The following is a 13,479-nucleotide window of genomic DNA, read 5'->3' as shown; positions in this document are numbered from 1 at the left end:
TCCTGTTGCGACCAAACCACCCGGATCGCAGCACAGGGGACACCACCCAGCTCCCCTGCGCGGCGGTCGGGGCCTGCCTTGTCCCACCCACGAAGGCGAAGTCCTACATGAGTGACCTGAGTGACCGCACCTTGACCGAGGCCCCCGCCCCGGCGCCGACCCGCCATGTCGACGCCGGTGACGAGGGCTACAGCAAGGACCTCAAGTCCCGCCACATCAACATGATCGCGATCGGCGGGGCGATAGGCACCGGCCTGTTCCTCGGAGCCGGCGGCCGCCTCGCCGGCGCAGGGCCCTCCCTCGCGATCGCCTACGCGGTGTGCGGAGTCTTCGCCTTCTTCGTCGTCCGGGCGCTCGGCGAGCTCGTCCTCTACCGCCCGTCCTCCGGCGCCTTCGTCTCCTACGCCCGCGAGTTCATGGGTGAGAAGGGGGCCTACACGGCAGGCTGGCTGTACTTCCTGAACTGGTCCACGACCACCGTCGCCGACATCACGGCCGCCGCGACCTACGCCCACTTCTGGTCGCTGTTCACCGACGTCCCCCAGTGGATCCTCGCCTTCATCGCCCTCGCCATCGTGCTCACCGCCAACCTGATCTCGGTGAAGTACTTCGGCGAGATGGAGTTCTGGTTCTCCCTCGTCAAGGTCGCCGCCCTCGTCGTCTTCCTGATCGTCGGCATCTGGCTCGTCGCCACCAGCCACGACCTCGGCGGCAGCACCCCGGGCCTGGCCAACATCACCGACAACGGCGGCATCTTCCCCTCCGGCGTCCTCCCGATGCTCCTGGTGATCCAGGGCGTGGTCTTCGCGTACGCCTCCGTCGAGCTCTGCGGAGTCGCCGCCGGCGAGACCGAGAACCCCGAGAAGATCATGCCGAAGGCGATCAACTCGATCATGTGGCGCGTGGGCCTCTTCTACGTCGGCTCGGTCGTCCTCCTCGCCCTCCTCCTGCCCTACACCGCCTACACCTCCGGCCAGAGCCCCTTCGTCACCGTCTTCGACAAGCTCGGCGTCCCCGGCGCCGCGGGGATCATGAACCTCGTCGTCCTGACGGCAGCCCTCTCCAGCCTGAACTCCGGCCTCTACTCCACCGGCCGCATCCTGCGGTCGATGTCCCTGTCCGGCTCCGCCCCGAAGTTCACCGGCGTCATGAACAAGGGCAAGGTCCCCTACGGCGGCGTCCTGTTCACCGCCGCCTTCGGCGTCGCAGGCGTCGGCCTGAACTACTTCATGCCCGCGGACGCCTTCGAGATCGTCCTCAACTTCGCCTCGCTCGGCATCCTCGGCACCTGGGGCATGGTCATGCTCTGCTCCCTCTTCTTCTGGCGCCGCGCCCAGCAGGGCATGGTCGAGCGCCCGTCCTACCGTCTGCCCTGGGCCCCGTACACCCAGCTCGTGACCCTCGCCTTCCTCCTCACGGTCCTGGTCCTGATGTGGTGCGACGGCGGAGTCGGCCGCACCACGGTCCTGTTCGTCCCGGTCATCGGCGCCGCCCTGGTCGGCGGCTGGTACCTGGTCCGCGGCCGCGTGGCCGAGATCGCCGCCGCCCGCCGCTGATCCCCGCGCCGCCACGAGGCCCCCGCACCGGACCCCCGTCCGGGCGGGGGCCTCGAACCGTACGGCCCCCGGGCCTCCTTGACACCCCCGTACCGGGTGATCAGGCTGAGCCGCATGGAGTCACTACGGAAGGGGACCCATGCCACCCGCCGGCCCACCCCCTGACCCGGGCCCGGCCGCGCCCGACCCGGCACAACCGGCACCGCCCGCACCGCCCTTCGACCCGTACATCTCCCGCAACGGCACCCGGCTGACCACCGTGTACGCCACCTCCTGGACCTACGCCCCCGACCTCGCGAACGACGGCGACGACGAGATCACCTCGCTGCGCCCCTCCGCACTGCTCAACCTGGGGCGCCTCGCCGCCGCGTACGACCGGCACGCCGACCAACTGCCCCGGGTGCTGCACCGCGAGCGACTGGACCCGGCCGCCTTCGCGGCCCGCCGCTGGGATGCCACCGGCCGCGCCGCACCCACGGCCGCCACGCTCTGGCAGTTCACGGCCCCCTCCGGGCAGATCCTGCTCGCCCTCACCCTCGACCTCGACGCGCCCCTCCTGGACTGCATCCCGCTCCTGGAGGACCTGTACTACGCCGAGGTCACCTTCGGCGGCGCCGACCCCGAACAGCTGGCCGCCGTACGGATCGGCACCGTGCCCGCGGGACTGCTCCCCGAACGGCACCAGATCGTCTTCCGGGCCTCGCCCACCGCCGCCGACGTCCCCTCCGCCGACACCGCCCAGCGCATCATCTACCGCGCGGACCTGCCCGTACGCCCCGAACTCGGCTCCCTGCAGGCCCCCGACGAACTCAACCGCCGACCCACCACCTTCGGCGCCCTCGGCCCCTACGTCAGCCTGCTGACAGGCCACCAGGACTACGTGGAGAACGCGGCCTTCCTCTCCGCCGTCCAAGCCGTCGCCTCCGCCGCCCGGCTGCGCGAGATCCGCGTGCTGGCCGAGACGTACGTACGCCGCTTCCGCACCCGCGCCGACGGCGAGGCCCGCCTCCACGAGCGGCGCACCCTCCTGGAACGCATCACCCACGCCCAGGGATACCTGGAGCTGGAACTCGGCTACAGCGTCGAGATCCCCGCCGACCTGGCGACCCTCATCCCCTCGCTGCGCCCCTCCGCCTTCCACGCCACCCTCTACGAGGCCATGGGCCTCACCGAACGCGCCGCGGCCGTCAGCCAGACCCTCCAGCGCCTGGGCAACGCCACCACCGCCGAGCTGACCTCCGTGGGCTCGGCCGAGCAGCGCACGGCCGAGCGGCGCCGGGTACGGACGGTGGCCGCCGTCACCTTCGTCACCACCGTGACGGCGACCCTGGGCCTGCTCTTCACCTTCCTCGGCATCAACGCCACCGAGGTCGACGAGCGGCGTTCGATGTTCGACCTCGCCTATGCCCCCGTGTACGCCGTCATCGTCGTCGTCCTCGTCTTCGGCTTCCTGCTGTACGCCGTCCTCCAGGCCCTCGACCGGGCCGCCCTGCGCCGCAGCCACGCGGTGCAGACCCCGACCTGGCACGGCACGCACCGGCTGCTCGCCAGCGAACTCGGTACGGCCCTGCTCGACGGGCACCCCGCCCGCGTCCCGGAGCCGCGCAATCTGCCGACCACCGACCGCACACAAGCCCCTCCCGCACCGCCCGTCGCCTGACGTCAGGCCCGTCGTCCGACGGTGCGGGCTGCGAGGACGGTGACGTCGTCCTCGGCGTCGTGGATCCGCAGCGCCTCCAGGACGGTGTCGATGACCTCGGTCAGGGCCCCGTCCACGGGCAGCGGAATGCCGGTGAGGCGGCGCAGCGAGGCGTCGATGTCCTCGTCCCGGCGCTCGACCAGGCCGTCCGTGAACAGCATCAGGACGCACCCCGGCCGGAGCGCGAAGGAGGCGGCCTCGTACCGGCCGAAGCCGGTGCCCAGGGGCGGACCGACCGGCACCGGCGCCAGGAACGGGCCTTCCCCGCGCCCGATGACCATCGGCGGCAGGTGCCCGGCGCTCGCGTGCACGCAGGTCCCGGCGGCCCGGTCGACCAGGACGAGCAGGCAGGTCGCGACCCGGTCCAGACCGCCCGCGAAGACGACGCGGTCCGCCTCGCGCAGGATGTCCGCCGGCGGGTGCCCGGACGCGGCCAGCGCTCGGATCAGGGAGCGGTAGTGGCTCATGGCGACCGCCGCCTCGACCCCGTGCCCCATGACGTCGCCCATCACCAGCAGGGTCCGGCCGCCGGGCAGGGCCAGGCAGTCGAACCAGTCCCCGCCCACCAGGACCCCGCTGCCGGAGGGCAGGTAGCGGGAGGCCACCTCGAGGTCGTCGTGCGGGAAGGTCGGCTCGGACAGCAGTGCCTGCTGGAGTTCGAGGGCCATTGCCTGCTCCCGGGCGAACCGCGCGGCCTTGGCGAGGCTGGTGGCCGCCCGCTCGGCCAGCGTCCGGGCCACGACGACGTCCTCGCGCCCGAAGGGCGGGGAGTCCCCGGCACGCACCAGGGTGAGCGTGCCGATCGGCCGGTCCTGGGCGATGAGCGGGACCACCACCCCCGAGTGGATGCCCGCCTCCCGGTAGGCCGCGACCCGGTCCGCGCTGGGCGCCGCCCGGCTGAAGGCCTCGTCGGAGGAGAAGTTGCCCAGCCACGGCTCGCCGCTCTCCAGACACTGCCGGACGGCCGAACCGGGCTGGTGGTCCACGTACTCCCCGGCCGCGCCGAGCGCCCGCACCCGCGCGGAGAGTTCCCGTACCGAGGTCACCGCCACCCGCCGCAGCCGCAGGGACCCGCTGTCCGGCAGCTCCTCGCCCCCGCCCTCCCGCGGGATGAGCTCCACGCTCGCGGCGTCGGCCAGTCCCGGAACCAGGAACTCGGTCAGCTCACGGCAGGTGGCGTCCACATCGAGGGTGGTGCCGACCCGCACGGCGGCGGTGTCCAGCAGGAGCAGGCGCCGGTTGGTGCGCGACAGCTCCCGCTGCCGCTCCCTCGGGGCGCTGACCTCCAGGCCGATCCCGGCCACTCCCAGCACCCGACCGTCCTCCTCCAGCCGGTGATAGGTCCCCCGCCACACCCGCGATTCGTACGGCGAGTCGGCCAGGGTGCGGCCCTCCAGGACCAGCTCCCTCGGCCGCCCGTCCCGCAGCACCTGCTGCAGCACCTCGTCGGGGCGCTCGACGTCCGGCAGCACCTCGCCCAGCGTCCGCCCCAGCAGTGCCTCGGCGGGCAGGCCGTTCATCACCGTCATGTGCGGGCCGACGTAGAGGTAGCGCAGTTCCGTGTCCAGGACCGCGATCCCCGCCCGGGCCCCGTCGACGATCTGGCGCAGCAGCCGGTACTCGCGCACCAGCCGGTCGACATCGGACGCGTCGCCCGCCAGGGCGGCGGCGATCACCTCGTCCGCGTCCTCACCGAACAGCGGTCGCGGGCCGGCACCCTCAGCCCACATCACGGGACCTCCCTCGGCCGGTCTGCCCCTCCGATGCGATCCCAACATAACAACAGAGCAGGTCAGAGCGGTATGGCGTCGCTCTGACCTGCTCTGTTGCGCCGGTCGGGACAGGCGGGCGGAAGTCTGCCGGCCGGCGTCGGGCGGGATCGGCACGCGCGGCTTCCCCGGCACCGGCGTGGCCACGGGCAGGGCCGCCCTTCTGCCTCGCGACGAAGATCGATAAGGTCGCGGTGGTCCGCCGGAGCGGGCCCGCGCACCGGGGGCGGTGCGCCGGGGGACGGATCGGGGGGAGCGGTCGTGAGCACGAGTACCTCGTCCACCGCGGGGGGTGAGCGGACCGTGCCGGACCCGAGCGTCATCGCCGGCGAGCGGGGGCACCTCACCAACCTCGCCTACCGGCTGCTCGGTTCGCTGGCCGAGGCCGAGGACGCCGTGCAGGAGACGTACGCGCGCTGGTACGCGATGTCGCGCCAGCAGCAGGAGGCCATCGAGTCACCCGGTGCCTGGCTGACGACGGTGGCCGGCCGCATCTGCCTGGACGTGCTCGGCTCGGCGCGGGCCAGGCGCGAGCGCTACGTCGGCGAATGGATCCCCGAGCCGCTGCCCGACCGCACGGAGTGGATCGGCGGCCCGGACGGCGGCGGCAGCCCCGATCCGGTCGACCCCGCCGACCGGGTCACCCTGGACGAGTCGGTGAACATGGCCTTCCTCGTCGTCCTGGAGGCGATGACACCGGCCGAACGCGTGGCGTTCATCCTGCACGACGTCTTCCGCTACCCCTTCGCCGAGATCGCCCGGATCGTCGGCCGGACCCCGGCCGCCTGCCGGCAGCTCGCGACCTCGGCCCGCAGGCGCGTGGGCGCGGCCCGGATCCCGACGGCCCCGGCGGCCGGACAGGCCCGTCTGGTGCGGGACTTCAAGGAGGCGTGGGAGGCCAAGGACATCAGGACGCTCGTCGGACTCCTCGCACCCGACGCCGCGATGATCGCCGACGGCGGCGGACTGGTCGGCGCGGCCCTGCGCCCGGTCGAGGGCAGCGAGCGCATCGCCCAGTACCTGATCCACATCGCGGACAAGGCCCCCGGCCTGACCCTGCTGGAACGGAAGGTCAACGGACGGCCCGGCCTGGTCGCCCAGCACTCCGGGGTCACCGTGACCGTGGCATCGTTCAGCCTCACCGATGGCCGCATCTCCCGCATCTGGGCGGTCCGCAACCCGGAGAAGCTCCGCCCGTGGACGGAGACCGGACGGGACTGACCGCGCGCCGCGCTCCGGGCGGCGGTGAGCCGCACCGGCGCCCGGAGGCGGGAGCGGGAAGACGAAAGAGCCGGTCAGAGCGACTTCACATCGCTCTGACCGGCTCTTTCAGGTCATCTGACCATGGTGTCCGAGGGGGGACTTGAACCCCCACGCCCGATAAAGGGCACTAGCACCTCAAGCTAGCGCGTCTGCCATTCCGCCACCCGGACAAGGTGTCTGTCTCGCGTCCCTCGCGGGCCGTTCCGACGTGGAAAACATTACCAAACATTCCGGGGTCCTCGATCACACCCCCCGACGACCGGGGATCGCCCTTGGGAAGAGCGGTCCGGAGCGGGAGGATGGAGGTCCGGTACTGATCAGTGGGAGGAAGCAGCGTGAGCGAGTCGAGCACGGGCAGGACCGTCTCCGGCGAGGACGAGGTGGTCGACCTCTGCCGGGACCTCATCCGGATCGACACCAGCAACTACGGGGACCACTCGGGCCCCGGGGAGCGCAAGGCGGCGGAGTGGGTCGCCGAGAAGCTCGCCGAGGTCGGGCTGGAGCCGCAGATCTTCGAATCGCACAAGGGGCGCGCCTCGACCGTGGCGCGCATCGAGGGCGAGGACCCCTCGCGGCCGGCGCTGCTGATCCACGGGCACACCGACGTGGTTCCGGCCAACGCCGCCGACTGGACCTACGACCCCTTCGCGGGCGAGATCGCCGACGGTTGCGTGTGGGGCCGCGGCGCCGTCGACATGAAGGACATGGACGCGATGACGCTGGCCGTCGTGCGCGACCGAATGCGCAGCGGCCGCAAGCCCCCGCGGGACATCGTGCTGGCCTTCCTCGCCGACGAGGAGGCGGGCGGCATCTACGGGGCCCGGCACCTCGTCGACAAGCACCCGGGCCTGTTCGAGGGCGTCACCGAGGCGATCGGAGAGGTCGGCGGCTTCTCCTTCACGGTCAACGAGAACCTGCGCCTCTACCTCGTGGAGACCGCGCAGAAGGGCATGCACTGGATGCGGCTCACGGTGGAGGGCACCGCGGGCCACGGCTCCATGACCAACAGCGACAACGCCATCACGGAGCTCTGCGAGGCCGTCGGCAGGCTCGGCCGCCACCAGTGGCCGGTCCGCGTGACCAAGACGGTGCGCAGCTTCCTGGACGAGCTCTCGGACGCGCTCGGGACCCCCTTGGACCCGGACAACATGGACGCGACGCTCGCCAAGCTCGGCGGCATCGCCAAGATGGTCGGCGCGACGCTGCGCAACTCGGCAGCCCCGACGATGCTCGGCGCCGGCTACAAGGTCAACGTCATCCCCGGCCAGGCGACGGCCCACGTCGACGGCCGCTTCCTGCCGGGCTACGAGGACGAGTTCTTCGCCGACCTGGACCGGATCCTCGGTCCGCGCGTGAAGCGGGAGGACGTGCACGGCGACAAGGCGCTGGAGACGGACTTCGACGGCAGGCTGGTGGACGCCATGCAGGGCGCCCTGAAGGCCGAGGACCCGATCGCGCGGGCGGTGCCGTACATGCTCTCGGGCGGTACGGACGCCAAGTCCTTCGACGACCTCGGCATCCGCTGCTTCGGCTTCGCGCCGCTGCAGCTGCCGCCGGAGCTGGACTTCGCCGGGATGTTCCACGGCGTGGACGAGCGGGTGCCGGTCGACGGACTCAAGTTCGGTGTGCGGGTGCTCGACCGATTCATCGACAACGCCTGAGATTCGGGAAGGTGTGCGCATTCCACTGAGAAGAGTGAATGCACTCATACGCTCGTAGCCCCGGTGATCCCTCCTCGTTACAGGTGTTGCGGTCCGCGGCTGGGACCGCAATTGCCTACTAGGAGGAACAATGATCAAGAAGGTTGTCGCCGCTGCGGCTGCCACCGGTGGCCTGGTTCTCGCGGGTGCGGGTCTGGCCCACGCCGATGCGGGTGCGCAGGGTGCGGCCATCGGTTCGCCCGGTGTCCTGTCCGGCAACGTGCTGCAGGTTCCCGTCCACGTTCCCGTGAACGTCTGCGGTAACACGGTCTCCGTCATCGGCCTGCTGAACCCGGCCTTCGGCAACACCTGCGTCAACGCCTGACGCGTCTGAAGTCTTGGGCCCCGGAGCGCATCCCAGCGCTCCGGGGCCACCGGGCTTTCAGGCCCGGATTTCTCTCACTTCCGGCGTACCGGGCGGGGGAGCCCGGACGGCCGGGCCGTCGAGCGACGGCCGAAACGTACACACCAGGGGACGAGTACAGATGCGACGACCGGCACAGGTCACCAGGAAGACCCTGATCACCATGGCTGCCGCGGGGGGTGTCCTCGCCATGGGCGGGGGCTACGCACACGCGGACTCCGGCGCCTCGGGGCACGCCGCGAACTCACCGGGCCTGCTGTCCGGTAACAACGTGCAGGCGCCCGTGGACGCACCGGTGAACGCCTGCGGGAACACCATCACGGTGGTGGGCGCCCTCAATCCTGCCTTCGGCAACCACTGCGCCAATGGATCGGGCCACAGCAAGCCGAAGCCGCCCAAGCCGCCGAAGCCGAACCACCCCGGACACCCCGGTCACCCGGGCGGCGGCGACGAACCGTGCGACGACCACCCGGACAACCCCGGCGGTCCCGGCAACCCGGGCGGGCCGGGCAACCCCGGCGGGCCGGGTAACCCCGGCGGTCCCGGTAACCCCGGCGGTCCCGGTAACCCGGGTGGGCCCGGTAACCCTGGCGGACCGGGTAACCCCGGTGGTCCCGGTAACCCGGACGGTCCCGGCAACCCCGGTGGCCCGGGCAACCCGGGCGGTCCCGGTAACCCCGGTGGGCCGGGCAACCCCGGTGGTCCCGGTAACCCGGGTGGGCCGGGCACTCCCGGTAATCCGGGCGGTCCCGGTACGCCCGGTACCCCCGGCACCGTTCCGGGCACCCCGGTCACGCACCCCGGCCCGGGGGCCGGGAGCAACACCCCGGGTCAGACGGGCGGTCTCGCCGCCACCGGCTCCGGTGACGTCCTCACCGCCGGCCTCCCGCTCGCGGGTGGCCTGCTGCTCGCCGGCACGGTGCTCTACCGCCGTGCCCGCAACGCCGCCTGACGGACGTTCACGGCGCGGGCCCCGCCCCCGGGGCCCGCGTCACCAGGTCGCGCGGACCTGACGGATGATCCGGCGGCGCAGTCGCACACGGCGGCTGCCGTCCCGGTAGAGGCTCAGCCGGTCGAGTTCCCAGTTCCCGTACTCGGCATGGTCGGTCAGCAGGCGGGTCGCCTCGTTGCGAGGGACACCGCGGGGCACGTACACGTCGACAAATTCGTATTCCGGCATCGCATCTATTGTGCGGGCAGAGGCCTGCTACGGATAGCGTCTGCCCTATGTCTGATGCCGCTCTTCCCACTGTTGCCGAGGTACGCGCCGCCGCCGAGGCGGTCAAGGCCGCGCTCGACCGTCACCTCGCCGCGGTCGAGCGCAGGATCGGGGACGAGGACCCCGACGTCTACGCCGCGTTCAACGAACTCGCCGCCGCGTCCGAGGTGTACGACGAACTCCTCTACGACCGCTACGACGAGGTCACCCCCTTCGAGATCCCCACGCCCGAGGACGGAGTCCCCTACGCCGGCCCCGCCGAGCCCGCCGCCTTCAGCGTGCTCATCCGCCGCGACTACGCCGTGGTCGAACCGGCGCGGCTGATCGCCCAGGCCGAGCGGGTCGCAGCGCACGACCAGGACGCCGACTTCGTCCACGACGGCGGCAGCGCCGACGCGCTGGGGGTCCTCTTCGGGGAGTACGAGCCCGATGAGATCGCCTCCCGCTACAAGGACTTCGGGCTGGAGGAGGGCGACGCCACGCTCTGGATCGCGGCCTCGGAGGAAGTGGCGGAACCGGGGGAGTGGCTGGGCTCGCCCTTCGGGCACATCGACCCGCAGGACGTGCTGCACCGCTTCGACGTCAGCTCCGTCTTCGACGAGGAGGCCGACGAGTTCGACGAGGAGGGCGAGGAGGCCGCACAGCCGGGACTGACCCCGGCCTGATCGCGGCCCCACCCGTGCCGGACACCGTGGCCCCCGCCCTCCCGGGCGGGGGCCACGGCCGGTTTCACTCCGGCTGCTCGCCGGACGTCGCCAGCGCCGTCAGCAGGCCCGTCAGCCGCGTCGTACGGGGCTTCGCGGGCACCTCGGCCACCGCGCGCGGCAGCGCCTGGTCCACCCCGTGCACCACGGACAGGTGCCGCTCGCCCCGCCCGAACGCCGTGTAGACCCAGTCCCGCGACAGTGCCTGCGCCGCGTCACCCGGCAGTACTACGACCACCGCCGGCCAGCGCGCGCCCACTGCCTGATGTGCCGTCACCGCCCAGCCGTGCCGCACCTGGGCCTCGACGAGGTCCTTCGGCACGACGATCCGCGCGCCCGCGCGGTCCAGGTGCAGGCCCTCGGCGTCGGCCGAGACCACCCGGGCCGGCAGGGCCCGCCCGGCGGACGGCACGTGGACGACCCGGTCGCCGGGGTCGAAGCCCCCGAACCGGCCCGGACCGGGGTTCAGCCGCTCCTTCAGCGCGGCGTTGAGCGCCCGCGTCCCCGCAGCGCCGCCATGGCCCGGGGTGATCACCTGCACGCTGTCCGCCGGGATCCCGAAGGCCCGCGGCACCGACTCGGCCACCAGCTGCACGGTCCGGTGCACGGCCTCCCCGGCGTCCTGCACCGGGACGATGACGACCTCCTTGCCGGGGGCGTCGACCTGGTTCAGCTCCCCGATCCCGACCCCGGAGACGAGCTCGCCCAGGGGACCCGGATCGGGGGTGCGGGAGACCACCTGCGGGCACGTACGGGCCGCCAGCACATCGGCGAACACCCGCCCGGCCCCGGCGGACCCGAGCACCCCGGGGTCCCCGGACAGCACCAGCCGGGCCCCGTCCGGTACGGACTCCACCAGCGCGGCCGCGGTCTCCACGCCCAGCTGCGGGGCGTCCAGCACCACCAGCAGGTCCAGCGCGAACTGCCCGTCCGCGTCCCGCCCGGGCCCCTCGGCCCCGGACAGCAGCCCCGCCACGGTCACCGCGTCCTGGCCGCCCGGGGCGTGCGCGGCCACGCAGACGCGCAGGCCCAGCTCCCGCGCCGCCCCGGCCAGGGCGAACGGCTCGGCACGGGCGGCCTCGCCACCGGTGTGGGCGGTCAGGCCGTGGCCCGCGACCGTGCGGATCAGTTCGGCGGCGGACGGGCCGGGCGCGGCCGCGGCGGCCGGCTCCCAGTCCGCGGACCCGTCGAACGTACCGGCGGCCAGCCGGGCCAGGCCGTCGGCAAGGCTCTCCTCGGCCATGGCGGCGCCCTCCAGGCCCACGAGCACGCGTACCGGCTGCTCCGCGTCCGTCGCGTCCTCGGAGTCTTCGGCGACCGGCGGCCCCAGGGACTCGTGGAAGACCAGTACGGAGCCCTCGGCGATGGCCTGCTCCAGCGCTGCGGCGGGGTCCGGTACGCCGTACTGGGCCAGCGCCTTCTCCAGCACCGGGGCCTCCAGCGCGGTGTGCCCCTTCAGTCCGGCCCGGTCCAGCAGCCAGCCCACCAGGACGGTGGTGCGGCGCTCGTCCCCGGGGCCGGCCTCGGAGCCCAGCAGGGCCCGTGCGAAGCCGTCGGCCTGGGCCGGGAGCACGGCCGGGACCGACAGCAGCCGCCAGGGGTTCTCGGTGAGCTGCCCGGCGGCGTCCTCGCCGAGGGCCGCCGCGGCGGGGCCGGCCAGGGTCTCGGGGGCACCCCCGCGGGCCAGTACGGCCCGTACGCCCTCGACGGTGTCGGCGGAGGGCGCGGGCGCGGCCACGGTTGCCGGGGCTCCGGCGCGCGGGGCCGGGGGTGCGGAGGGCGCTGCCCTGCGGGGCGCGGCCGGGGCCTCGTCGAAGTACACGGCGGGGGGCTTCGCGCCGCCCTCCACGGCCCGTACGGCGGCCAGCAGGTCGGCGGCCTTTCCGCTGAGCTTCGCCCCGGCCTCGACGGGTGCCTCCCGCTCGGCCTTGCGCCGCGCGATCCGTTCCCGCTCGATCTTCTGCGCGGCCAGCTCGGCCTGCGCCTCGCTGAGGGCGGGAGCCGCTTCGCCCGCGGCGGGCTCGGCGGACGCGGGCGCCGCCGAGCCCGCCGCGGGCGCGGGCTCGGCCGGCGCGGGCTCGGGCGTGCCTTCGGGGGCCGCTTCCGCTTCGGCGGCTGCGGACGGCTCGGCCTCCTGGGTGGCCGGGTCCTCCGCGGCAGCGGTATCGGCCTGAGGGTCCGTACTCACAGCGTGCTCCAGTCCTGATCGGGGTAGCGGTGCACCGGAACCGAAACATCGTCCAGCGCCCGGCAGATCTCCTCCGGAAGACTAAGGGCCTCCACCGACAGTGCCGCCGCGAGCTGCGCCGACGTCCGCGCGCCGACGATCGGCGCCACCACCCCGGGCCGGTCCCTGATCCACGCCAGGGCCACGTGCAGCGGGGTCACGGCCAGCCCCTGGGCCGCCGTCACCACCGCGTCCACGATCCGGCCCGCGGCCTCGTCGAGGTACGGGTCGACCAGGGCGGCCAGGGATTCCGAGGCCCCCCGGGAGTCCGACGGGGTGCCGTCGCGGTACTTGCCCGTCAGCACCCCGCGCCCCAGGGGCGACGAGGGCAGCAGACCGATCCCGAGGTCCAGCGAGGCCGGCAGCACCTCCCGCTCCACCCCGCGCTGGAGCAGGGAGTACTCCATCTGGGTCGAGGCGATCCGGGCGCGCACGCCGGGGGCCGAGAGCTGCCAGGTCGCCGCCTTGGCCAGCTGCCAGCCGCAGAAGCCCGCCAGACCCGCGTACCGGGCCCGGCCACTGCTCACCGCCAGGTCCAGCGCCTGCAGGGTCTCCTCCAACGGGGTCGCCGGGTCGAAGCCGTGCAGCTGCCACAGGTCGACGTAGTCGGTGCCCAGCCGGTCCAGCGAGGCGTCGAGGGCGGCGAGCAGGTGCCCGCGCGAGCCGTCGAACCTCCGGTCGGGGTCGGGCACGCTGCCGGACTTGGTGGCGATCACCAGGTCCCGGCGCGGGACGAGCCCGCCCACCAGCCGCCCGAGGAGGTACTCCGCCTCACCGCCGGCGTACACGTCGGCGGTGTCGACGAGCGTGCCGCCGGCCTCCCAGAAGGTCTTCACCTGCTCGGCGGCGGCTTCCTCGCCGGTGTCGCGGCCCCAGGTGAGGGTGCCGAGGCCGATCCGGGAGACGCGCAGTCCGGTGCGGCCGAGATGCCTCTGCTCCATGAGCGCTGAGACTACTGGGGCGCTGACGCGGAGCACC

The 13,479-nt window shown here is 73.2% G+C and carries 11 protein-coding genes and 1 tRNA gene; 7 read left to right on the top strand and 5 right to left on the bottom strand.

All coding sequences use genetic code 11. The features are described 5' to 3' along the window. Positions 1-116: 116 nt before the first annotated feature. Both OG444_RS09315 and OG444_RS09310 read left to right on the top strand, forming a co-directional pair. Complete coding sequence (locus OG444_RS09315; protein WP_327266699.1) at positions 117-1,556, top strand: amino acid permease; 1,440 nt, start codon at positions 117-119, stop codon at positions 1,554-1,556. Between the two features lie 139 nt (positions 1,557-1,695). Next, on the top strand, positions 1,696-3,216 hold the full coding sequence (locus OG444_RS09310; RefSeq protein WP_327261707.1) for a hypothetical protein: 1,521 nt from the start codon (positions 1,696-1,698) through the stop codon (positions 3,214-3,216). Positions 3,217-3,218: 2 nt separating this feature from the next. On the opposite strand, the gene OG444_RS09305 is transcribed toward OG444_RS09310, so the two are convergent. Then, positions 3,219-4,985, bottom strand: coding sequence for a SpoIIE family protein phosphatase (locus tag OG444_RS09305; protein WP_327261706.1), 1,767 nt, complete (start codon positions 4,983-4,985; stop codon positions 3,219-3,221). Between the two features lie 300 nt (positions 4,986-5,285). Between OG444_RS09305 and sigJ the strand changes: the two genes are divergently transcribed. Continuing rightward, complete coding sequence (sigJ, locus tag OG444_RS09300) at positions 5,286-6,245, top strand: RNA polymerase sigma factor SigJ (RefSeq protein WP_327261705.1); 960 nt, start codon at positions 5,286-5,288, stop codon at positions 6,243-6,245. Positions 6,246-6,369: 124 nt separating this feature from the next. Here the strand turns inward: sigJ and OG444_RS09295 are convergent. Continuing rightward, positions 6,370-6,457: transfer RNA gene (locus OG444_RS09295), tRNA-Leu, on the bottom strand. Positions 6,458-6,622: 165 nt separating this feature from the next. On the opposite strand from OG444_RS09295, the gene OG444_RS09290 reads away from it, so the two are divergent. The 3 genes from OG444_RS09290 to OG444_RS09280 all read left to right on the top strand — a co-directional run bounded on the left by OG444_RS09290 (position 6,623) and on the right by OG444_RS09280 (position 9,303). Further along, positions 6,623-7,948 carry a M20/M25/M40 family metallo-hydrolase gene (locus OG444_RS09290; RefSeq protein WP_030009121.1) on the top strand — a complete coding sequence of 442 codons (1,326 nt, stop codon included), beginning with the start codon at positions 6,623-6,625 and terminating at the stop codon, positions 7,946-7,948. Between the two features lie 130 nt (positions 7,949-8,078). Continuing rightward, complete coding sequence (gene chpH, locus OG444_RS09285) at positions 8,079-8,312, top strand: chaplin ChpH (protein WP_033223906.1); 234 nt, start codon at positions 8,079-8,081, stop codon at positions 8,310-8,312. Positions 8,313-8,472: 160 nt separating this feature from the next. Next, positions 8,473-9,303, top strand: coding sequence for a chaplin (locus OG444_RS09280; protein WP_327261704.1), 831 nt, complete (start codon positions 8,473-8,475; stop codon positions 9,301-9,303). Positions 9,304-9,342: 39 nt separating this feature from the next. Here the strand turns inward: OG444_RS09280 and OG444_RS09275 are convergent, their stop codons facing one another. Beyond that, a complete protein-coding gene (locus OG444_RS09275; RefSeq protein WP_327261703.1) occupies positions 9,343-9,531 on the bottom strand; it encodes a DUF5703 family protein in 189 nt (62 codons plus the stop codon). A gap of 47 nt (positions 9,532-9,578) precedes the next feature. On the opposite strand from OG444_RS09275, the gene OG444_RS09270 reads away from it, so the two are divergent. After that, a complete protein-coding gene (locus tag OG444_RS09270; protein ID WP_327261702.1) occupies positions 9,579-10,235 on the top strand; it encodes a hypothetical protein in 657 nt (218 codons plus the stop codon). 64 nt (positions 10,236-10,299) lie between these two features. Here OG444_RS09270 and OG444_RS09265 read toward each other — a convergent pair whose 3' ends face one another. Both OG444_RS09265 and OG444_RS09260 read right to left on the bottom strand, forming a co-directional pair. Continuing rightward, positions 10,300-12,474 carry an ATP-dependent DNA helicase gene (locus tag OG444_RS09265; protein WP_442810745.1) on the bottom strand — a complete coding sequence of 725 codons (2,175 nt, stop codon included), beginning with the start codon at positions 12,472-12,474 and terminating at the stop codon, positions 10,300-10,302. Beyond that, the gene (locus tag OG444_RS09260) at positions 12,459-13,442 is read right to left on the bottom strand and encodes an aldo/keto reductase (protein WP_327261700.1); all 984 of its coding nucleotides are present in this window, start codon (positions 13,440-13,442) and stop codon (positions 12,459-12,461) included. Before OG444_RS09260 ends, OG444_RS09265 begins: the two co-directional genes overlap by 16 nt. Positions 13,443-13,479: the final 37 nt, after the last annotated feature.

Source organism: Streptomyces sp. NBC_01232, assembly GCF_035989885.1.
Taxonomy (GTDB): domain Bacteria; phylum Actinomycetota; class Actinomycetes; order Streptomycetales; family Streptomycetaceae; genus Streptomyces.
This window is presented reverse-complemented; position numbering and strand designations above follow the sequence as displayed.